We start from the raw sequence: 21,825 nt of genomic DNA on the forward strand, positions 1-21,825 counted from the left end.
GGATTAGCCGGCGGGCGCGGCAGGCGGCAGCGAATGCGGCCGGGGATGTGGCTGCGGGCCGTGCGCTGGCGGAGCGTAAGTCGGGCGCGGCCCGGGCTGGGGCAAGCGGGCGGCGCGCTGTTGGGCTATACCGTAAATCAGCGCGGCATAGACGATCGAGAAAGACGGCGTCGCCAGATAGAGCTGCCCGAGGAAGCAGAAAAACGCCGCCGCCGTCAGAAGGCCCGCCTGATGGGCCGAAAAATCGACCAGAAAACGCTTGATGAACAGGAACAGGATCGGGAGCGAGAAGAATCCCGCCTGAACGAAAATCAGCCCGAAGCCCGACGCCGCGCCGCCTTCCGACAGATTATACACCCAGCCGTTCTCGACCAGAATGCGCGCGCGCATCTCCAGCCACGCCTGCCACGAAATGCCCGAAGGCAGGAGGCCGGCGCGCATTGTTTCCCAAATGGGCAAGAAGATCCCGCTCAGCCGGGCATTCGCACTGGCATCGGCCACCAGCACATCGAAACCGCTGTAGAGGAAGCGGTCGACCAGCTGCACCAGCCGTGAATCGCCCGAAAGCAGCGCCGGCAAGAACGTGCTCAGCAGCATGCCGACAATGGCGAGCACGAAGAACCAGCTGCGCTTGAGCGGAGCGCTGGCGGCCCAGATTATCGTTCCCACCGCTAGCGCCATCACCGCAAAAGATGATCCGGCAAGCAGGACGGCCCCGCCCAGCGCCAGACCGACAACCACCCGGTTTCCCCGCAACAGCATCAGCGCCGCAGCCATACTGATCAGATGCAGCGCATGGTGGGTCGGCTCCGGTGCGAAACCCAGAACCCCGCGCCCCGATGCGGCGATATTGACGCTCAAATCCTCGCTCTGCGTAACCAGAAAATTGAGGAATGTCAGGCTGATAAAGCGCTGAATCGCACCGACAATGACCCACGCAATAATCGCCCATGTCAGCAGCCGCCGGGCGATGGCTGGCCTATTGCGCATCACATAATAAAGTGGCGGGACAACCAGCAAAGGCGTCAGGTAACTGACGAGATAGAGCAGTTCGCGCGGGTCCAGTCCCTGGGGAACCTCGACGAAAAATATCACCAGTCCGAGCACCGCCAGATAAATCAGCGCGAGCCGGTCATTCCGCGGAATCTGCAGCAGCGAAAGCGGGACGATGGCCAGAAACAGCGCGCTGAAGATAATCGCATACGGCTGATTGTACGTTTCCAGCGGGTAGAGCTGGGTGAACGGAAACATCGCAAACACGAAGACAGCAAGGGCGATGAAATAGGCCATGTGTCGAGACGTTTCGCTGGTTCGCTTTGCAGGTTGGGGCAGATTGGAACGGAGGCGTGCTCTATAGGCTAGCCACTCCTTGCGCGCCACCCCGCGCGCTATACGGCCATGCCCGAATGGCTCCTGCGCTAATGGCTCTGCGAAGGCCCCCGGTCACGCGCACGGCGCAGCCCCAGATATGCGCCCAGCATATACAATGCGCGCAGGCCCTCTCCCGCCGCCACGCTCGCGACAAAACCGGGCACGCCGAGCGCCATGGCCGATGCCACCAGAAATCCGCCATAGGTTACGGCAGTCGACACGATTGCCGCACGCAGCACGTAGCGTTCCGCATCGAAGGCGAGCAACACGAACGACAATTGCATGTGAAACGCGGCGAGCATGGCGATAGTGGTCAGCCCGATGGCCAGCACGCCCAGATTGTAAGTCGCCCAGAATTGCGCGGCTTGCGGGATCTGCAGGCTGATCAGGAACGCCGCGAAGGACCCCGCCGCCAGCACAGTGAGGAGAAAGGCGGGTACTTTCAATTGCCGCAGCAGCCCGGTCTCGCCGCGCCGGGCCAGCTTGATGACCAGCGGCCCCTCGCGCTGGGCAACCGATCCGGCAAACATCTGGGCGATCTGCACGAAGACCATGGCCACCGCATAGGCCCCCGCCGTGGCGGCATCGGCGATGAGCGCAATGAACCCGCGCCCGCCAAAGGGCACGAGGCTGCCGATCAGGTTGGAGGAATAAAGCTGGCGGCCCTCACGCACTGCTCCCGCTGTTTCCTCGAACGCATTGGCCGCGTCATGTGAAGGGGCAGCAAACCGGCGCCGTACCGTCAGCCAGGACCAGAGCGCGACCAGAGCTTGCGCCAATGCTTCCCCGGCCAGCGCCCACTCCCACCCCGCAAGCATCGCCAAAGGCGCGGCGATCAGCAAGGCAAGGCCGGAACGCGCCGTCGTAAACGCGAGCAGCAACCGCATGGAACCGATCGCGCGCATGCCCGACGCGGTGAGGAGCAAGATCACTCCGGGCACCACCAACAGGGCAGCCAGCGCAAGCCCGGTGGCAGTCGTTTCCGGCAGCCAGCCCGCGACAGTCCCCAAGCCTGCCAGCGCCAGCATGACCATGGCGACAATGCCCCCGCGCAAGGCCAGCAGGCGGCTGGCCGAGGCCTGATCAAGTGCCAGAAAAGCGAAATCCCCTTCCTCCCACGCCCGGGGCCATGCCTTTGTCGTGCGTTCTATTCTGCCCAGACTGATCAGGATCGTCGCGACGACGGCCACGCCCATGAAGACGGCGTATCGGCCAAACGAGGCCGGCTCGAGCAGCGCTGCCAGCAGCAGGGTCTTCACCAGACCGATGGCCGCCGCAGCCGAGATAGCGACGGGGAACAGCAGGGCGGGGGAGAGGCGCGGCAAAGTGGTCTTGGCCCCCGCGCCGCTCAGCCCAGCCCGACGAGGCGGGCGAGCACTTTTTCGTCGAGATCCGGGCGCAGCGCCACGGCCCCTTCCAGAATGGCCTGCGCGTTGTCGGTCACGGCGCGGTCCGGCTTCGTATAGGGCATGTCGGAATTGAAGGTGAGGAACACCGCCATCCGCTCACGCTGGCAGCGGCTGCCATAGTGATAGCACGCTGCGGGGTCGACAAAGACGGTGGAGCCCGCTTCGCCGTAAAACCGGTGGATCTGGCCATCGCCCAGTTCCGCTTCGAAGGTCGGGTCGTCGATCCGGCGAATAATCGGTGAACCCGAAATCCGGCGCGTATCCGCCTTGTCCACGAACACAAACGGTCCGGCGTCCTCGTCCAGCACATCGTTCAAGTAAGTGATCGCGTGAAAACTGCGCGAATCGTCGTAATCGCGGTGCCAGAACTGGCTTTCCGACAAGGCGCCACCTGGTCTGGCGGGGGAATAGAGCAGGTTGATCCCGTCGAGCCGGCAGCGCCCGCTGAAATAGTCGATGGCGGCGTCGATTACGTCCGCGCGGAACACCCATTGGAGCAGCGGATTGCCCGCATTGTAATCCTCGGCCCATGCGAGATTGACATGCGGACGGCCCGGCGGAATCTTCTCTGGAGCAGGGATGCGCGGCTCGTAATAGGCTCTGGTTGCTGCGATCAGCTCGGCGGGCATGAGCGGCCCTTCGGCATGTCCCGTGCGCTCCACCTGCGTGCTCGCGGCGGTTTTGCCACCGGCCACGGGCGAGCGGAGCCGGTCCGGCCCGATAAACCGCAAACGACCCGCCTTGCGCACGGGCACCAGCCGCCAGCGCAGGAAGCTCGCCATGCGGCGGAACATGCTCCGCTGGCTGCCGGACTGCGTGGTCGCCATCATGGGTTGGCCTCCTTCGCGTCCCGGCCTTGCGGCAAAGCGACACCGGGCCCTGACCAGGCCTGCGATACGACATCGGAAATCTTGCGCGCCGGGCAGCCGGCATAGGTTCCGGGCTCTGTAATATCGCGGTTCACCAGCGACATCGCGCCGATCACGACATTGTCGCAAATCGTCACCGGGCCGATCACCACGCTGTTGCTGCCAATCACCACATTGTCACCCAGATCGAATACGCGCTTCTCGGCATGGCGGGCGAGATATTCCGGATCATCCGGGGCGCGGCCGACGAACTTTACTCCGGCATTCACCACTAATGTTCCGCGCGAGCGCAGGCCGTTTCCCCCCAGCAACACGCCGACCGGGTGGCCAATCCGCAAATCGGGCACGAACACGTTACGGCTAGCGACATCCAGACTGTAAAATACCAGCACCAACCGGTCGACGATCATCGACAGCGGCAGGCCCAGCAGCGGCAGGCGGTTGCCCAGCCAGTGGCCCAGCCCGATCCAGAATCGGATATGCGTGGGGAGCGACCACAGGGCCAGCAATGCGCGTTTCATGATGCTGCCCCCTCCTCTGCGGCCACTTGCAGCAAGCGGTCGATCATTTCACCGGCGCGGGGGATGTCCGTCCGCCCGCGCATGAATTGCCCCTCTACACAGTGCCGGTTGAGAAAGTCGCCATACCAGCTTTGCAGCGCCTCTTCACCTGACCCTGAATCCTGGCCTTGCGCATCCCAATCAACAGCAAAATTGTTCCAGTCGTCCACCGGCGTGACGCCCGGCATACTGCGAAAATGCGGCTGGCCGACGACGAAGGCGGGGCGGCCATGCATCACCGTTTCCAGCACGGCGGTGGAACCGATGCTGACCAGTGCGCTGGGCCCTGCGAGCAGATCGGCCATTTTCACCGTGCCGTGAATGCGTTTGACCCGCGCATTGGCGAGCAAATCCTGCCACTTGTCCTGTTGCAGTGCGCCCGGCTGCGAGGGATGCTCTTTGAGAAGCAGATAGGTGTCGGCGGGCAGATGCTCGAACGCCTCCATCGCCAGCGCCAGCTGGTTGGTGAAGGACGACCAATAGCTGATGACCGCCTCGGGCTCGTAATGCAGCGGATAGATCACGCATTTCGCACCCGACGCCGCAATGTCTTTCGGATCGTCATATTTGGCGGTGATTGACGCCGCGAGGCTGCTGGCCATGAAATCATGCGGCCACGGATCGGCATCGAGGAAGGTTTCTGCTTTCACCATGCGCCGCCGCATGCCCATCGCGCCATATTTCGCCGCTGCTTTCAAAGGCCGGAGCACGCCGCGATAATTGTGCAGATAGGCGGGCAGACCGGCATCGCGCTTGCGCTGCGCGATATGCGCGGCGACTTTCGCGGGCCCGTCGTCCAGCAAGTCCAGCGCGATTGGCCGGTCCTGCATGGCCCCGCGCGCAAACCAGATATGGCCCGGCACCCAGCCGACATTGAAGTGCGCACCCAGCCCGCCTTGCGCCGTAACAAAACGGTCCAGCGCATCGTTCACGATCCCGCTGACGGGTTCATCCAGCAACAGGGCAATCGGGCCTGCCTCTGCCAACGCGTCTTCCAGTAGTTTGATGCCTTGCAGGATGGTGGCGATCTTAGGCAGGTCCATCCGCGCGACATAGCGATCGCGCCGGACGAGCTTAGCCAGTGCGTGAAAGCGCTCATCGCGGACCGGCTCCATCGCCTCGGCAGCGGCAAGATAGTCGCCCAGCACAAACACACGCCCCACCGGGTCGTTGGCTTGCACTTGCTCGGCTTCGGCCCGTTTGCTGACGATGTAGAAACGGGGCCTTTCGCCTGCCTCACCGGTCAGCGCCGCGCCCAACCTGCTGAATTCATCGGCGAGGAAATCGCGCGCATAGAAGGCGATTGCGGGGAGGGGGGCGGACTGGGTCATGATGGTGCTGGCTCAAGCCGATAGGCCGAGGGTTACGCGCCTGCAATATTCAACCGCGCAATGCCGGGATGGGGCAGCAGGCAATCGGGGCCCCATGGCGGGATGGCGCAGGTTACGTTTCGACCGGCTTCCAGCGCAATCACCATGGCCATTGAGTGCAATCCGGCGACATGCTCAGCGCCTTGCAAAGCGGCGGAGATGTCGGCGGAAGTGTCGAGCGTCCATCCGGGCCGAGCTGTCAGCCAGTCGGCGTATTTGCCGGGGGGATCGGACGGGTGCGGGCGCAACCGGACGTTGGCTGCAGCTGCACCGCCATGCTCTGCGAACCAGTCAAGCGCCTGAAACTCGCCCTGTCTGCCTCGCCCCCAATCGCTGCGCGCAGGCTCGCACACAAACAGGGTGTCGCCGTTTGCGGGAGGCTCGCCCGCTTTTGCTGCCTGCTCTGCAACGTAGGTATTGGGCCACAGCGCCATCGTCTGATCAGGGAAGGTGCCTCGGGCGATATCCTGTGCGAGGGCGTCACCCACCACAACCACGTCGGGTAATACCGTCTCGCCCTTCCGTTCGAACCGCGCGGCGTAATTCACCCAATGGTCGATCACGGCGACGCTGTGGGCGCTTCCCTGCGCGAGAATTCGGGCGCGGTGCTCCAGATCGCTGGCCCAGCCTGTGCCGCTGAGCACACAGGCCGCGCCCTCGATGGCTTCTTCGAGACTGCAAGACGATGTCTCGCCGAACCGCCCATTCCAATTGGCTGCTGCCGGGCCGCTGACACACACAAAGTCCGGCGGAGAGCCTGCGCTGGCGCACCAGCTGGCGATCATGTTCGCTGCGCCCGCATCATGGGCCACAACCGCCAGCGGGCGAGGCAAGTTGTCGATGGGGGAAACCTCAGGCGGCGAAGCGGGCATAGAGCACAATGTCCATCGGCGCGCCGTCCACGATCTCGTGGTCCTTGCGCGTCGCCTCCAGATGCATGCCGGAGCGTTCGAATATCCGCACCATACCGCGATTGCCCGCCAGCGTACCGCCGGTCAGCTTGCGCGTGCCGTTGGCCAGCAACCATTTCGACAGCAGATCCCATGCCGCCTGCCCGTATCCGCCGCCCCAGCGCGTGCGCTCCCCCACCATGATGCCGATATCGGCCAGCCCATGATGCGGATTGCGATAGGCGGTCATGGTACCGATAGGCGTATCATCGGCTGCATCGTGGATCGACAGGAACAGGTTCGGAGTATCGGTGAAGCTCGCGAGATAGTGCTCGCAGTTTTCGGCTGTGTGCTGGCGAAATCGCTGGCTGGAAAACCGGGTGACTTCGGGGTCATTCAGCCATGCGAGATAGGCGGGCGTAATGTCGGCCTGCGTAAAGGCGCGCAAAGTCACTTTTTCGCCCGAAAGACCCGGAAAACTGCTCATCCGCGCAGACTATCCAGCTGGCTCCACACCTTCTGGAAGGCGTTGATCACCAACTGCACTTCGTCTTCGGGGAACTGGAACATGCAAAGGTTCAGCCCTAGAAAATCGCCATCATGCAGCCGCTCGGCCACCGGGCAGGTGCTGGTGCCATAGGCGAAACTGCGGTCCTCGCGCAGAGACCACGGATGCCCGCCCGTGCCATAGGCGATCTGTTTGGTGAAAATCGGCAAACGGTGGACGTTGACATAGCCCGGCATCAGCCCCGGCACGCCTTCGGCCTTGAGCGCTTCGATAAGGGCCGCGCGGCCCACTTCGCGCGCCGCGCCGTCCAGCGTTAGGCCGTACACGTAATACACATGTGTGCTGTAATCGGCGACGAAGGGTGTGGAGAGGCCTCCCAGTCCCAATAGCCCGGCATTCAATTGCGCGGCCACCCGCTGGCGATCGGCGATGCGCTCTTCCAGCTTGTCGAGCTGGCAGCTGGCAATCGCCGCTTCGATCTCGCCCATGCGGAAATTGTAGCCGATCATATTGGCAAGGCTGGCCGGATCGTCCTGCTGCACCACCGATTCCGCGTGATTGCGCAACAATGCCAGCTTCTCCGCCAGTTTGTCGTCATCGGTGACCAGAATGCCGCCTTCGCCGCAATGAATATGCTTGTGATAATTGAGCGAGAAACCGCCTATGTCGGCCCGCGTGCCGGTCAGCCCGTCGCCGCGCTTCGATCCCGGAGCCTGCGCCGTATCGCCCAGCAGTTTCAGCCCGTGCTTGTCGGCAATCGCCTTCAACGCATCAACATCGGCGCTCTGGCCGAAAATATCGACCAGCATGATCGCCTTGGTGCGCGGAGTGATCAGCGCTTCCACGCAGGCGGGGTCGATGTTGAAAGTGCGCGGGTCGATATCGGCGAACACCGGGATCGCGTTCCAATGCAGGATCGCCATGGCCGTGGCGGACATGGTCCACGGCGTGGTGATGATCTCGTCGCCTGGCTCCACGCGAATCGCGCCCACCTCGGCAATCAGTCCGCTGGTCCAGCTGTTGACGCCCAGCGCATGTTTGACGCCGAAATACTCGGCGGCCTTCTTCTCGAAGGCGCGGACGTAAGTGCCGCCCATAAAGCCATCGCCCGGCGCGCCGATATAGGCGGACAGGACACCGCTGCGCACCACGCTCGCGGCGGCTTCTTCCTCGGCAGACCCCATGCTTTTGAACGGCTGCAAGGGTCTGCCGATCACCGGTGTTCCGCCGTGGAGGGCGAGAGGCTGGGTCATTGTCGTTCCTTATCCGGATATTGCCGGCGGCATTAGCGCCGCGAGGGGGCAGCCTTCAAGTCTGCCGTTTGGGCCTGCCGTTCAGGTCTGGGTTGCTCGCGTTACCCTGTCCATCAGGCTGGCGGCAAACAGACTGGTTTCTAATGTGCTGGGCAGGGGGCTGTCTGTGTCCAGCAGCGCCTCCAGATTGCGGTAGGTTCCATCCAGCATGGCTTCACAGTGCAGCTGCGCATCGGGGTGCGCCGTGGCGGGGGCGAGATGGCGGAAGCCGGGGTAATCGGGATTGGGCACGGCCAATTCCTCGCGCAGTCCCAGCCCGCCCCGCACCACCGATAGGCGGCGATCCGCAAACACTGCAGAAATCTCGATGCAATGATAGGGCAGGTCCATGCCGGTGATGGTCACGCGCGTGCTCCCGATGCGGAACCCGAAGGATGGATTGTCCGGGTCGCTCGCTTCGATCCAGTCGAGTTCCGGAGCCTCGCTGACATCCAGAACCGCGCCGATCTGGTCGAGTATATGCACGCCATTGACGGCAAGGCCCCGGCTGTATGTCGCATTCAGCGCTATCGGAGCCAGATCCGCCGCTGCAGCCTGCAACGCGGCATATTGTGGCAGCCCCCGGCGCAGATAATTGACGCCGATGCGGGGCGGATTGCTCAGGCCGCGCCACTTCTCCAGCAGCGCCTCATGGTCGGCGAGCGCCAGCGTCACTGGCTTTTCCACCCATAGGAATCGTGCATCTGTGTCCAGTAGCCGCTCAATATGCGCCGCGTGATGCTCGGATGGCGAGCACACCGACACGCATTCCGGGGAAAGCGCGAGCACTTCCTCCAGATCGCCGGTGACCACTGGCTCGCCCGACCCCCTATAGCCGCTTGAAAAGGCTGCGCGCGCTGCTGCGTCAGGCTCGTACACGGCGACCAGCTGCGTGGCGGGGTGCCGGTCATAACAGGCAGCGTGGCTGACGCTGCGCTGGCCATCCCACGCGCCGCCATCATAGCTCCAGCCGATCCGGCCTGCGCCCAGGATCGCGCATGGAATGGGTGTGGTCTGGCTCATACAGGCAGCCTAGCCGCGTTTGAGGAATCCGGCCAATTCTTGCGTGGCCTTTTCGCTCCGGTCCTCTTCCACCGGTTGTTCCAGCGCCCAGTCGACCGTGCGCGAGAGGCCCTCGGGCAAGTCGACTTCAGGGGTGAAGCCCAGATGCTGCTCCATCCGCGCAACGTCCGCATAATTGTGCCGGATATCGCCAGGACGGAACCGGCCGGAAATTTTGGAGCTGTTCGGGCGGCCCATCTTGGCCTCAAGCAGGGCGACCATTTCGCTGACCGTGTAGGCTTTCCCGAGACCGACATTCATCGCATCAGGGGCATCTTCGCCAAGTGTGAGAGCAGTCTGGAACGCTCGTGCAACATCTTCGACAAACACGAAATCCCGGCTTTCCTCGCCATCTTCGAAAATGTCGATCTGGCCTTCCTGCCGCAGGATATTGGTGAAGATCGACAGGATGCCGGTGTAGGGATTTTTCAGCGATTGGCCCGGCCCGTAGACATTCTGCAGGCGCAGACCGTGGAACCGGATACCCACGCTTTCGCAGGCGATCCGGCACATCTGCTCCTGCGCCAGTTTGGATGCGGCATAGAGCGAGCGGGGATCGGCGGGGTCGCTTTCACGCGTGGCGACCGGCACCAGCTGCGTGCCGTCGGGCGCTGCAAAGTCGAACCGGCCTGCGTCCATATCGGCCACCGTTCGCGCGGCGGGATAGAAGCGCTGCGCCTGCGCGTCGGCCTCTTCGCCTGCCTTCACATAAGCGCCCTCTCCGTAAATCGAGCGGGACGAGGCCAGCAAAAGGCATTCGGGCCGCAGTTCCGGTGTCTTGACGATTTCTTCCAGCAGGATTGCGGTGCCGGTGACATTGGTGCGGTAATACCGCTCGATCTCGTACATGGACTGGCCGGTGCCAGTCTCGGCGGCGAGATGGATCACTGCATCGGCCTTTTCGGCCAGCGCGGCGCGTAGCACGCCCGGTTCGGCAATGTCGGCCTGCACGAAGGTGACCGCGTCGTGGCCGGTGATGTCGGGATAGGTCTCGCCCTCGGCATGAACCTGTGGGCTGAGCATATCGACGATGGTCAGGTGGTGGCCGCCCTCCGCCAGCAGGCGGCGGGAAATCGCGCGACCGATAAAGCCAAGGCCGCCGGTGATGAGAATATGCATTGTGGGTAGTGCCCGGTTTGGATGGATTGGGATTAGCTGGCGGGAGCTATGCGGATCGTTTCGACCGCAATGTCATAGCCTTCCGCGTCGTCGACCGATTCGGCCTGCACTTCGATCCAGCCAAAGGCGCAATTGTCGGAAGGGACGGTGAAGCGCCCGGACGAGTTGCGCTCGGTCAGCTCGACGCCGGCAAATTGGGTTCTCGCACGGTTGGCGCAGCGCATGGTGACACTGGCAGGTGCTTCGGCCGTGTTCATCAGTCGGGCCTGTACTGTCATCAAATATGTGCCCGGCGCCACGGCGATCAGGCGCTGTGCCACGGTGCCGCCAGTGCGGGCCATGGCGCTGATCCCCAGCTCGCCCAGTTGCGGATCGTAATAGCCGCCATATTCGCCTTCGCTGACGACATCCCACGCAAATGGTGGCAGGCCGCCTGACTCGGTGAAGTCGAAAGTCAGCGTTCCGCCGCTGGTCAGGCGCAGAGGCTCAGTGTCGCCCAGCTCCGCTGCCAGCGATTGCGCCGCATCCAGCTTGCCCGCCTCTGCCAGCGCAAACAGGAAAGCGCGGTCAAATCCGGGCGGCGTCTCTAGCCCAAGCCGGTGCGCGCGCGCCCGCAACTCCGCGCCATTGTCGAAGGCCGCCGGTTTGCGGACGAGCGACCACCAATATTGCCACGCCCAAGGCGGATTGTCGGCCAGCTCGGCCTCGATCGCAGGGACAGCGCCCTCGATTGCGGTCGCATCGGCCAGGCCCGGCATGATCCGGTCGCGCGCCTGCACATTGCTGCGGAATAGCTGGTCGGCGGAGCGCATCATCGGCCCCAGCTGTTCCCTGTTGCCGTAATCGAACAGCTGCCAGAGATTGGCGAGCGTCTGGCGCTTGTCGAGCTCGCTCAGAATGGCGAACATATCCCGCGCACGGTTCGCATCACCAGTGGCTGAGGCGTCGAGCGCCAACAGGCTCAGGGCGTAATAGGCGGACGGCTCCTTTGCGAAGGCCTGCCGCGCGAGGACGCCATCTTCCGGGCGGTAAGCGCTGTCGATCTGGGTCAACTCGTCGCCGATGCGCGAGGCAAAGGATGTCTCCGCCTGCTTCTGGAAGGTCAGGCCGGGGGTCGGCCACATTTGCTCGGCGACTGACGGATTGCGCAGTTTCGTGGCGCCACCAATCGCCGCGCTCATCGCGAGCGCCGCCAGTGGCAATGCCAGCAGCCAGACAATCAGTTTGCGCAAAGCAGACCCCTTTCGCGCCGGATCAGGCTACCGCGTCGGCGCCGCGCTGGCCGTCTTTGCCATATCCATAGCCATAACCGTATCCGTAGCCATAGCCGTAGGCCGCGTCGGCCTTGTCCAGCTTGGTAACGATGCCGCCGAATATCGCGGTGCCCGGTAGGCTGATGCGGTCGAGCGCGGATTTGATCTCGCGGATACGCACGCCGCGCGCTTCGACCATATAGACAATGCCTTCGACCGCGGAGGCGAGCAGCGGCACGTCTGCCAGACCCAGAACAGGCGGCGAATCGACGACGACGTGATCGAACTGCGCGGTCATGGCGCTGACCAGATCGGCCATCCGGTCACCGCTGAGCAGCTCTGCCGCGTTGGGTGGCCGCTGGCCGGCAGACATCACGGAGAGGTTGGGATTGTCGCTCTGGCGGATAAGTTTCGCCAGATCGTTCTCGCCCGTCAGATAGGTCGACAGGCCGCGCTCGTTATCCATATCGAACACGCCGTGGATCGACGGGTTGCGCATGTCGGAATCGATCAGCAGCACGCGCTTGCCGGTGGTCGCCATGATCCGGGCGAGCGCGACGGCGGTGGTCGTCTTGCCTTCGTTGGGGCGGGTGCTGATCGTCAGGAATGATTTCGGCAATCCATGCTCGGTGGCGAAGGACAGGCTGGTCATGACCGACAGATACGCTTCGAACGGAGCCGATTTCCGGTCGCGCAGCTGATCGAGAATATCGCCCTCGGCGAATTGCGGGACCGCGCCGAGGAACGGAATGCCAAGGCCGTCCGTCACATCGTCCGACGAGGTGACCGTCTGGTCCAGCTGGTTGCTGATGAAGACATAGGCGGAAGACAGCGCCAGACCGGCAATCAGGGCAAGCGCCAGATTGATCGGAATGCTGGGGCTAGAAGGCGAGGTCGGGACGCTGGCCCGGTCGACAATCGCGATATTGTTGCTGCCGACGCTGGCAACGCCGATCTCCTTGTAGCGCTGGAGCAGCGAATCATACAGCTCGCGGTTGGTGTCCACTTCGCGCTGGAAGATGTTGTACTGGATCGAATCCGCCTGCTGGGTCGTGAAGTCTCCCTTCAGCTGATTGACCCGCGCCTGCAATTCGCGCTCGCGCTGGAGCGCTTCCTGATAGGATGTGTTGCTGGACTGTCGCACCCGGCCCGCCTCGGCGGCAATCGCGGCGTCCAAAGCTGCCACTTGAGAAGTCAATGCTTCGACCGCAGGATAGGCAGGTTCGAACCGGGCGAGCAGCGCGGCGCGCTCCGATGCTGCATCGGCCCGGCGGGCGCGAAGCTGCGACAAGGTGGCATTGGTGACGTCGGCCTCATTGGCGTTGCCCGCCTGCCCGGCCACGCTCTGCGCGCGGATGCGGTCGGCCGTGGCCTCTGCCAAAGCGTCGTTAAGCGCCTGCAGATCGGCATCGACCAGCGTGCGCCTTGTGCCTGCCTCCTCTCCGGTCCCGCCCAGCGCCACGATGGATTTGTCGGTCGCGTAAGTCACCAGATTGCGCTCGGATTCTTCGAGCCTTTCGCGCAATTCTGCCAGACGCCCTTCGAGGAACTGGCGTGCCTCGGCGGTGGAATCGAAGCGGCGATCCAGTGTCGCGGCGGTGAACTGCTCGACCCAGGCATTGGCGATATTGGCCGAATAGGCCGCGTCGGGGCTGGTGAATTTGACGTCCACAAGGCTCGACCCGCGCACCGGCTCGATCGAGATATTGTCGAGCAGAATGCGTCCGGCCTGCGCCACGCGGGCACGGCGTTCTGCAGCAGCGGCATTGCCACCCGCGCCGCTAGCGCCCGCGATCTGGGCGCCGAACATTTCGTAGAAACGCGGATCGCCCGACAGGTTCAGGCTGCGCGCCACCCGTTCGGCTAAGGAATCGGATTCCAGCAGCGCATACTGCGTTTCATAGAATTCGATGCTTTGGGAATAATCCTCGGTCTCCACACCCTCGACGTTGGAGATATTGTCGGTCTTCCGGCTGATCTCGATGCGCGATTCGGCGGTGTATTCGCGGGTCATCAGCAGACTGATCACCACTCCGGCGAGCAGGCAGGCGATGATGATCGCCGCGATCATCTTCCAGCGGCGGGCGACCATCCGCCACAACGCTTCGAGATCGATCGTGCCGAAACCGTCTCCGGCATAACCGTAGTCGCCCTTTACAGGCGCACCGCTGCCATAGGGGCCTTGGTAAGGATCGGGCTGGCCCGCAGGCGGATTAGGATAGGTCGTGGCCATCGCCTCAGGTCTCGATCAGCGGAACAGGATAATGAGCGGGGTGGTAAGCAGCGGCGACGCGGCAAGCACATCTTCGAACATCCGCCGCTGGGGCGAATCGCCGACAATCACGATGTCGTTGGCGAACACTTCGGGATCTTCGTAATTGCCCCGGCGGATGGCCCCCAGATTGTACAATCCCGCATAGGTCCGCCCGTCGACATCGCGGAAGATGATCACGTCATCCAGCTTGGCATATTCGCTCGTGCCTGAAGCGGTCGCAATGGCGCGCATCAGGGTGAAGCGCCCGACCACCGGATAGATACCCGGCTCGTTGACTTGTCCGTCCACGGTGACGGTCTGGCTGATTGTCTCGACCAGATTGACGGTCACCTGCGGGTCACGCACGAAGCGCCCACGCAGCCGGCTGTCGACAAGTGCGGCCAGCTGATTGGGCGTCAGGCCTGCTGCCTCGACCGTGCCGATCAGCGGGAAGGACAATTGCCCGCTGGCATCGATCTGGACATCGCGCTGCAAGTCCTCGACCCCGAACACCTCGATCCGCAATTTGTCGAACGGACCGACAAGATAGGGGCGGCTGGCGGCGACCAGATCGCTGCTCTTCGGCATGGGTAGGGCATCGCCGACCACGGATGTGACGTTCGGGCTGCTGCCGACAGTCTTGTCTCCCGCACAAGCAGCGAGGGCTGCGACACCCATCAGAACCGCAATACGGCGGAAGAGAAAAAGCAAACTCATAAAAGCGACCCGAATACCGAAAGACGGCCCCTTGCATGCAAGGGAGCCGGACCTAAGACTTCGTCCTTAATGGGCGGCGGCGTTTATGGCAACGCGCGAGAGGCCAGTGTTTGCCCCGTGTTCGCGCGATGCGTTGCTAGGACCTCTTCTCGCCGGATGCGAAAACGGCGACAATTACCGCCAACAGCGCCATCATGATCGGCGTCCGCAGCGGATAGTCGACCGCGCTGGCCAGCACGAGTTGCATGACGAAAAGGACCGCGAGGCGCTTGGTCGCGGCATCCGACATCCGGAAGCCGAGCGATCCCCCGGCTTGGGGGTAAGGGTTCGTGCTGGTCCGGAATGCCGCCAGCCCGCGCACGATCATCCACACCGCCAATGCACCGGCGATCAGCACCGCCGGGATGCCTCCTTCGATGACCCATTGCAGGAGATCGTTATGCGCCTCGTTGAAATATTTGGGCTGGAGCATCTCGACCGGCTCGTAAGCACGGAATGCGAATTCAAAGCTCCCGAAACCGGAACCCCACGGCAGCATGGCGCGGGCCATTTCGATCAGGACCGGCAGCACGCGGCCGCGGTTTTCCTGCAATGGATCGCCTTCGATCAGCCGGTCGAGGGCCTGAGTCTGCTGGGTGGCGAAAATCACGCCCAGAATCAGCACCAGCCCGGCAACATAGCCTGCAGGCACAAGATATTTGCGCCACTGTGTGCCCAATTGCGCGCCGCCTGATTTCGATTTGGACTTGGACCGGCTGCTGCCTTCTCCGCGTAGCAAAGCGGAATCCTTCACGAAGAGGAAGGACGCGATCACCGATACGCCGGTGATGACAAGGCCCGCACGCGAGGCGGCAATGAAACCGTGCAGGAACAGGATGACCGTAAATCCGGCGATTACGGCAAGTTTCAGAGCCAGCCACGGGCTGCGGCGGGTCAGTGTCCCGAAATACCACGCCAACCCCAGCAGCATCATGCCGCCCATCACCGCATTGTGGTTGCGATTGGCAAACAGGCCCACGGGAAAACCGCCGCTGCTGATGCGGTAGAGGTGCAGACTGTCGCCGGACGGCAGGGCATATTGCACGAAACCATAGAGAATGCTCAGCAGCGACAATGCGCCCACCAGCAGCATTGTGCGCGCGCGGTTGCGATTGTCCTGCACCGCGATCAGCAGCAGGACGGCAGCCGGGATGGTCAGCGAGAACAGCGCATTCAAAGTCCCCTCGACCGACAGGGTCATGGGACGCGCAAACGGTTCTATTCCGGCCAGTTCTTGCAGGCGAGCATAGGGTTCGCGCCCGGGCAGAGCAGCCCACCAGTCGAACGGGATCGGCACCAGCTGAAGCCCCATCCACAGCGCGAGCAGGGCCAGAAGCCCCAGCGGCACGGCAAACTCGCGCAATTGCTCGATCCGCGCGACCGACAGCGCATACGCTCCAGCGAGGACAGCAAGCGGGCGCAGCAGGATCAGGTGAATCTCGTCCTCGCGCGATGCTCCGCCGAGAAGGAATACGGCAACCAGAAACGCCGCGAGCACCAAGAAGCGCCGCCGTGCGATTGCCGTCTGGGTGGTCAGAACAGGAAGGTTGCGAGAAGCCATTGTGATCTTTGCGACATTACCCTGCGAGGCCGGTTAGCCAAGCAGATCCCACTGCATGGGCGTGCCGCGAGTGACATCGCGGTTGACCCGTTTGCCGATCAGGAGATCGAAGAATTTTGGCGGCATGCCGTAGCCGGGGCGGATCGCCCGCAGGTTCTCCTCGGTCAGAGTGTCCCCCGCCTTCATGTCCTGCGCGATATAGAGCGAACGGCGAAATGCCTTGCTGGCCTCCTCGGCCTTCGATCCGCCATAACTGACTTTGCCGAGCGACTGCCACGCGCGCTCTGTTTCATCGCGCAGGGATTGCAGCTCGGCCGGTTCCAGCGAGAATGCGCTGTCCACGCCGCCATCGGCCCGTGCAAGAGTGAAATGCTTTTCCACGAGCACAGCGCCCAGCGTTACGGCAGCGGCAGGCACACCCACGCCCATCGTGTGGTCCGAGAGCCCGATCAGACACCCAGTCGCCTCGGCCAGATTGGGGATGGTGCGGATATTGGTGTTGTCGGGAGTGGCGGGATAGGTGCTGGTGCATTTCAGCACGACCAGCTGATCGTTGCCTTCCTCTTTGGCCGCGGCAATCGCCTCGCCGATCTCCTCCAGCGTCGCCATCCCGGTGGAAATAATCATCGGCTTGCCGGTGCGCGCAACTTTGCGGATCAGCGGCAGGTCGGTCATTTCGAAGCTGGCGATCTTGTAAGCCGGAACGTTGAGCGTCTCCAGAAAGTCCACCGCGCTCGCATCGAAGGGCGAGCTGAAGCAATGGATGCCCAGCGAGCGGGCGTGCTCCATCAGCGGCCCGTGCCAGTCCCACGGGGTGTGCGCCTCGTCATACAGATCATAGAGCTGACGGCCCGCCCACAGGCTCTTCTCGTCCTCGATCACGAAGCCAGGGCCGTCGTAATCCAGCGTCATCGTGTCGGCGGTGTAGGTCTGCAGCTTGACCGCATCTGCGCCGTTTTCCGCCGCAGACGTGACGATCTCCATCGCCCGGTCGAGCGAGTTGTTATGGTTCCCGCTCATCTCGGCGATGATGTAGGGACGCGCGCCGGGGCCGATTTCGCGACCGGCGATAGAGATGGAAGCAGCGGTCATTGGCCCAGAGTTTTCATGCGATTGCGCCCGTTTGGTCTTCAACGGGGCGCTCATAGAGCAGCGAGCCGATGGGCGCAAAGCCTGCGCGATTGAAGATCGCTTGCGAGGGCGCGTTGCGGTCGTCGATCTGGGCCAGCAAGCGCTTGGCGCGCGGCTCGTTTTCGATCAGCCAGAGCCGTCCGGCCTCCAATGCGCGGGTGCCTAGTCCAAGCCCGGTGGCAGCGGGATCGAAGTAGATTGAGACGATGGCTGCACCATCTTTAGCAACGTCGAAACGAAGGATACCGACTTCGCGTGAGCCCAGACTGACGACCAGCAAATTGCGGTCGGGATCGGCCACAGCGGCGGCCCACCAGTGCTTATGCGATGCCCATTCGATTTCCGAGGGGTCGGTCGAGAGCGCCCGCGTTTCGGGGGCATTGCGCCAGCCATGGGCCTGCGTTGCGTCCTCGGCCCGGGCGGTCCGCAGATCGAGCGGTGTGAGCGCTGCCGCAACCCGCAAGGCTCCGCGACCGTCGACCAGCTTGCGGGAGGCGTCGGCATAGCTGGCGCGTCGGGGGGCGTTATTCAGCAGATCGCTGATTTCGGCAGCTAGTTTCACAGGATCGATCGGGCTGGCACCGTGAAGATGCAGCACATCTTTTTCCGCGAGAGCTGGCAGTGAGGCACGCTGATTGTCGGCGGTGATTGCCGCGATGGTCGGCGCGGCTGCCGCGCATCGCTCCCACGTCGCGCCGCCACCTGCGCCGATTTGCAGACCATGCCGCGCCATGAACGCGGCGAGGTCGGGCAGATCGACGCTGAGCGTCCAGCTGGGCTGCTCCTGAATCGCTGTGCGCAAGGCTGCAAGGTGCGGATTGGCCGAGGTTGCGACCACTTCGACCGTGCCTTCGAAGCCGGATAGTGAAATTGCCTCTAATACCCTCGCCGTAGCGCCAGCTGCATCGGATGCGCCCATGAAAACTCCGATGCTTGTCACTTTGTCAGCGACGGGCGCCAGCGGGGCGTCGGCGAAATTGGGATCGAGCAGGGCGTGCCGCGGCCCTGTCAGGAGGCTGGAATCGTCGCCCCTCAGGACTGAAGCATATTTCTCCGCATGGTCGGCGTGCCAATTGTGGTCGATCAGCCAGTCGGCGCTGATGGGCCGGTCGGCCAGATCGTCGATCACCGCAATCCGTGCTCCGGTTGCCGCGCGCACGGCATCGTGCCAATCTACGCTCAGGCCGTAGTGGTCGACAATCACGAGGTCGGGGGCGAAATCCTGCGCTGCAGCTTCCCGAACGGTCGCGGCTGCGTCGGATGTCTGATCGGTGATTTGGGGCAGCAGAACGATCTGTTCGTCCGTGATGCCTAGCGCTGAATAATCCAGCCCGAGATCGCGCACGGCATAGCGGCATTCCGCGCCCAGACTGGCCAACCCGTCCGCCAATGCGCGGCAGCGCCGTGCGTGGCCGCCGCCCATGTCGGGCGATGCATCGACCCGCAGCAGGACCTTCATCGGCTCGCGTCGGCACCGCGCTGGCGCAGGGCGTCGAAAGCCAGCTCTGCCCGGTCCCAATCTTCCGGCGTGTCGATATCGACCACCCGCCATTCCGGCAGCACCACGGTGTGCGCGTCGAGATGGATCGTCCCGCCGGCCAACCATGTGTCGGCGTGCGCCCAGTAGAACTGGCCTGCATCGTAGAAAGCCGGTTCCAGATCCTGCGTCCGGGTGAGCGCGTGTTCCGGCTGGTACGGCGCAGACCGGCCAGTGTCCTCGCGCCGCAGCGCCCGCTGGATCGCACTGGGAAATTCGGCAACCGGAAAGGCGTATCCGGCGCCTCCGCCCGCTTCTAGAACGTCCAGAGCACCCGCAATATCGCCTGCATCGATCAGCGGTACACCGGGATAGATACAGGCGACTTTGTCCAGCTCCCACCCCAGCCCGCGCAGCGTTTCGATTGCATGCGCGATCACCGGCACTGTGGGCGTGTGATCGTCGGCCAGTTCCGGCGGGCGGGTGAAGGGCAGCTCGGCCCCGTATCCTCTCGCAATCCGGGCGATCTCATCGTCGTCGGTCGAGACGACCACCGTGTCGCACACCCCGCTGCTGCGCGCCGCTTCTATCGCGTAAGCGATCATCGGCTTGCCCGCGAAGGGCTTGATGTTCTTGCGCGGGATGCGCTTGGAACCGCCGCGTGCGGGGATAACCGCGATGTTCATGATGCCCTCACAGCACTGCGCCGCGAATGACCTCGGCCACGCGGTCCTGTTCGGCGTCGGTCATGGCCGGGAAAAGCGGGATGGTGACTGCATGCTCGTAATATTCGACCGATGCGGGAAAATCTCCGCGCTTGAAGCCGAGCCGCTCGTAATAGGGGTGCGTGTGGATCGGGATGTAGTGCATATTTGCCCCGATCTCCGCCTCGCGTAGCGCAGCAAACAGGGCCGCGCGGTCGCACCGGGCGCTGTCTGCCAGCTCGATCACATAAAGGTGCCACGCGCTCACCCGGTCGGCGATCCGCACGGGCAGTTTCAGCGGCAATTCGGCCAGTATTTTGTCATACCGGTCCGCCCGCGCAATGCGCTCCGCCTGCATCGTGTCGATGCGCTTGAGCTGCGAGAGGCCCAGCGCCGCCTGCACATCGGTGATGCGGAAATTGTAGCCCAGATCGATCTGCTCGTAATACCAGCCGCCTTCGCTTTCCCGCTCCAGCTGATCGGGATCGCGGGAAATGCCGTGGCTGCGCAGCAGTGCGATGTTTTTGGCCAATTCGGGATCGTTGGTCGTGACCATCCCGCCCTCGGCAGTGGTGACGATCTTCACCGCGTGGAAGCTGAATACGGTGGCGTGGGCTTGCCCACTGCCCACAGGTTCACCCTGATAGGATGCGCCGGTGGCGTGGCTGGCATCTTCAAGTATTTTGAAGCCGTATCGATCGGCCAGAGCGCGGATGTCCGCCAGATCGCAGGGCAAGCCGGAGAAATCGACCGGAATCACCACATCGGGCAACGCGCCCTCGGCCTGCGCCCTTTGGAGCTTGGCCTCCAGCTCGCTGGTCGACATATTGCGGGTCGCCGGCTCGATATCGACGAAATCCACGCTCGCGCCGCAATAGAGCGCGCAATTGGCGCTGGCGGCGAAGCTGTTGGGGCTGGTCCAGACACGGCTGCCGGGGCCGACGCCCATGGCGAGGCAGGCGATATGCAGCGCGGCCGTGGCGTTGGACAGGGCGATGGCATGCTCGGCCCCGTGCCGCTTGGCGAATGCCGTCTCGAAATCGGTGATGGCCGGGCCCTGCGTCACGAAATCGGAGCGCAGGACATCCGTCACCGCGTCGATATCGGCCTGGGTAATCGCCTGTTTGCTATAGGGTATGAACGCCATGGCTTCGGGTCCTAGCGCAAAGCGCCGCTGTCAGTCGACGGAATTGCCGACCACATGCTCGTCGATCAGATCGCGCAATTGCTCGACCGTCAGGAAATCCTCGTTGTCGCCGCTGTTGTAAGCGAAGCCCGGCTCGACCCGCGTGCCGCCATTGCGTTCGTTATAGGCGTCGATGTCCATCTGCACTGGCAGGATGGCGTAGAATTTGCCCAGATCGACCGTGTTGAAGCTATCCGACGCGGTGATCATTTCCTCGTGGATTTTCTCGCCGGGGCGCACGCCGACCACCGGATGCTTGCAATCCGGCCCGATGGCCTCGGCGACATCGGTGATGCGGTAGCTGGGGATTTTGGGGACCAGAATTTCGCCGCCCTCGGCATTTTCCAGGCTCCACAGCACCATTTCCACCCCGTCTTGCAGCGAGATATTGAAGCGCGTCATCCGCTCGTCGGTGATCGGCAGAGTGCCGGTGGATTTCTTGTCGAGGAAGAACGGGATCACCGATCCGCGGCTGCCCATGACATTGCCGTATCGCACGACCGAGAAACGAATGCCCCGGTCGCCCTGAATGGTGTTCGCGGCAACGAACAGCTTGTCCGATGCCAGCTTGGTCGCACCATACAGGTTGATCGGCGCGGCGGCCTTGTCCGTCGACAGGGCAACCAGCCGCTCTACGTCCGAATCCAGACACGCTTCGATCAGGTTCTGTGCGCCGAGAATATTGGTCTTGATGCATTCGAACGGATTATACTCCGCTGCTGGCACCTGTTTCAGCGCAGCGGCGTGGATCACGATATCGATCCCTTCCAACGCGCGGCGCAGGCGGGCCTCGTCGCGCACATCGCCGAGGAAATAACGCAGGCCGGGATATTTCGACTGGGGAAATTCCTGCTGCATCTCGAACTGCTTGAGCTCGTCGCGGCTGAAAATCACCAGCCGTTTGATGCCGGGATACCGCTCCAGCACAGTGCGGACAAAGGCTTTGCCGAACGAGCCGGTGCCGCCGGTGATGAAGATGGATTTGTTTTCGAGCATGATAGGGGTGCGAACCGTGGGAGGAAAGGATGAAGAGCGTTGCCGCGCGGCCTTGCG

The 21,825-nt window shown here is 63.2% G+C and carries 19 protein-coding genes; all 19 read right to left on the bottom strand.

All coding sequences use genetic code 11. The annotated features are described in order from the left end of the window. Positions 1-3: 3 nt before the first annotated feature. Positions 4-1,290, bottom strand: coding sequence for a hypothetical protein (locus tag ACFCW2_RS05780; RefSeq protein WP_379548676.1), 1,287 nt, complete (start codon positions 1,288-1,290; stop codon positions 4-6). Between the two features lie 128 nt (positions 1,291-1,418). Beyond that, positions 1,419-2,696 (bottom strand): oligosaccharide flippase family protein, encoded by a 1,278-nt coding sequence (locus ACFCW2_RS05785; protein WP_379548677.1) that lies wholly within the window; start codon positions 2,694-2,696, stop codon positions 1,419-1,421. A gap of 23 nt (positions 2,697-2,719) precedes the next feature. Next, positions 2,720-3,610, bottom strand: coding sequence for a hypothetical protein (locus ACFCW2_RS05790; RefSeq protein ID WP_379548678.1), 891 nt, complete (start codon positions 3,608-3,610; stop codon positions 2,720-2,722). Next, on the bottom strand, positions 3,607-4,170 hold the full coding sequence (locus ACFCW2_RS05795) for a hypothetical protein (protein ID WP_379548679.1): 564 nt from the start codon (positions 4,168-4,170) through the stop codon (positions 3,607-3,609). Before ACFCW2_RS05795 ends, ACFCW2_RS05790 begins: the two co-directional genes overlap by 4 nt. Further along, on the bottom strand, positions 4,167-5,540 hold the full coding sequence (locus ACFCW2_RS05800; RefSeq protein ID WP_379548680.1) for a hypothetical protein: 1,374 nt from the start codon (positions 5,538-5,540) through the stop codon (positions 4,167-4,169). Before ACFCW2_RS05800 ends, ACFCW2_RS05795 begins: the two co-directional genes overlap by 4 nt. A gap of 32 nt (positions 5,541-5,572) precedes the next feature. Beyond that, complete coding sequence (locus ACFCW2_RS05805) at positions 5,573-6,451, bottom strand: hypothetical protein (RefSeq protein ID WP_379548681.1); 879 nt, start codon at positions 6,449-6,451, stop codon at positions 5,573-5,575. Then, positions 6,432-6,956, bottom strand: a complete 525-nt coding sequence (locus ACFCW2_RS05810) for a GNAT family N-acetyltransferase (RefSeq protein WP_379548682.1) — start codon at positions 6,954-6,956, stop codon at positions 6,432-6,434. The genes ACFCW2_RS05805 and ACFCW2_RS05810 overlap by 20 nt, the downstream gene beginning before the upstream one ends. After that, on the bottom strand, positions 6,953-8,230 hold the full coding sequence (locus tag ACFCW2_RS05815; RefSeq protein ID WP_379548683.1) for a DegT/DnrJ/EryC1/StrS family aminotransferase: 1,278 nt from the start codon (positions 8,228-8,230) through the stop codon (positions 6,953-6,955). The genes ACFCW2_RS05810 and ACFCW2_RS05815 overlap by 4 nt, the downstream gene beginning before the upstream one ends. Positions 8,231-8,311: 81 nt before the next feature. Further along, positions 8,312-9,292, bottom strand: coding sequence for a Gfo/Idh/MocA family oxidoreductase (locus ACFCW2_RS05820; protein WP_379548684.1), 981 nt, complete (start codon positions 9,290-9,292; stop codon positions 8,312-8,314). Between the two features lie 9 nt (positions 9,293-9,301). Further along, entirely contained in the window at positions 9,302-10,450 is a 1,149-nt protein-coding gene (locus tag ACFCW2_RS05825; protein ID WP_379548685.1) for an NAD-dependent epimerase/dehydratase family protein, read from the bottom strand. A gap of 32 nt (positions 10,451-10,482) precedes the next feature. Continuing rightward, positions 10,483-11,682: a hypothetical protein gene (locus ACFCW2_RS05830; RefSeq protein WP_379548686.1), complete on the bottom strand. Its 1,200-nt coding sequence runs from the start codon at positions 11,680-11,682 to the stop codon at positions 10,483-10,485. 22 nt (positions 11,683-11,704) lie between these two features. Continuing rightward, positions 11,705-13,936: a GumC family protein gene (locus ACFCW2_RS05835; RefSeq protein WP_379548687.1), complete on the bottom strand. Its 2,232-nt coding sequence runs from the start codon at positions 13,934-13,936 to the stop codon at positions 11,705-11,707. 15 nt (positions 13,937-13,951) lie between these two features. Continuing rightward, positions 13,952-14,674 carry a polysaccharide biosynthesis/export family protein gene (locus tag ACFCW2_RS05840; RefSeq protein WP_379548688.1) on the bottom strand — a complete coding sequence of 241 codons (723 nt, stop codon included), beginning with the start codon at positions 14,672-14,674 and terminating at the stop codon, positions 13,952-13,954. 136 nt (positions 14,675-14,810) lie between these two features. Beyond that, positions 14,811-16,274 (bottom strand): O-antigen ligase family protein, encoded by a 1,464-nt coding sequence (locus ACFCW2_RS05845; RefSeq protein ID WP_379548689.1) that lies wholly within the window; start codon positions 16,272-16,274, stop codon positions 14,811-14,813. Between the two features lie 33 nt (positions 16,275-16,307). Further along, positions 16,308-17,366: a pseudaminic acid synthase gene (gene pseI, locus ACFCW2_RS05850; RefSeq protein WP_379548690.1), complete on the bottom strand. Its 1,059-nt coding sequence runs from the start codon at positions 17,364-17,366 to the stop codon at positions 16,308-16,310. A gap of 13 nt (positions 17,367-17,379) precedes the next feature. Beyond that, entirely contained in the window at positions 17,380-18,864 is a 1,485-nt protein-coding gene (gene pseG, locus ACFCW2_RS05855) for a UDP-2,4-diacetamido-2,4,6-trideoxy-beta-L-altropyranose hydrolase (RefSeq protein ID WP_379548691.1), read from the bottom strand. Continuing rightward, positions 18,861-19,568, bottom strand: coding sequence for a pseudaminic acid cytidylyltransferase (gene pseF / locus ACFCW2_RS05860; protein WP_379548692.1), 708 nt, complete (start codon positions 19,566-19,568; stop codon positions 18,861-18,863). The genes pseG and pseF overlap by 4 nt, the downstream gene beginning before the upstream one ends. A 7-nt stretch (positions 19,569-19,575) precedes the next feature. After that, positions 19,576-20,733, bottom strand: coding sequence for a UDP-4-amino-4,6-dideoxy-N-acetyl-beta-L-altrosamine transaminase (pseC, locus tag ACFCW2_RS05865; RefSeq protein ID WP_379548693.1), 1,158 nt, complete (start codon positions 20,731-20,733; stop codon positions 19,576-19,578). Between the two features lie 30 nt (positions 20,734-20,763). After that, positions 20,764-21,768, bottom strand: a complete 1,005-nt coding sequence (gene pseB / locus ACFCW2_RS05870; RefSeq protein ID WP_379548694.1) for a UDP-N-acetylglucosamine 4,6-dehydratase (inverting) — start codon at positions 21,766-21,768, stop codon at positions 20,764-20,766. Positions 21,769-21,825 lie beyond the last annotated feature (57 nt).

The sequence above is a fragment of the Qipengyuania algicola genome, assembly GCF_042492175.1.
GTDB lineage: Bacteria > Pseudomonadota > Alphaproteobacteria > Sphingomonadales > Sphingomonadaceae > CAJXSN01.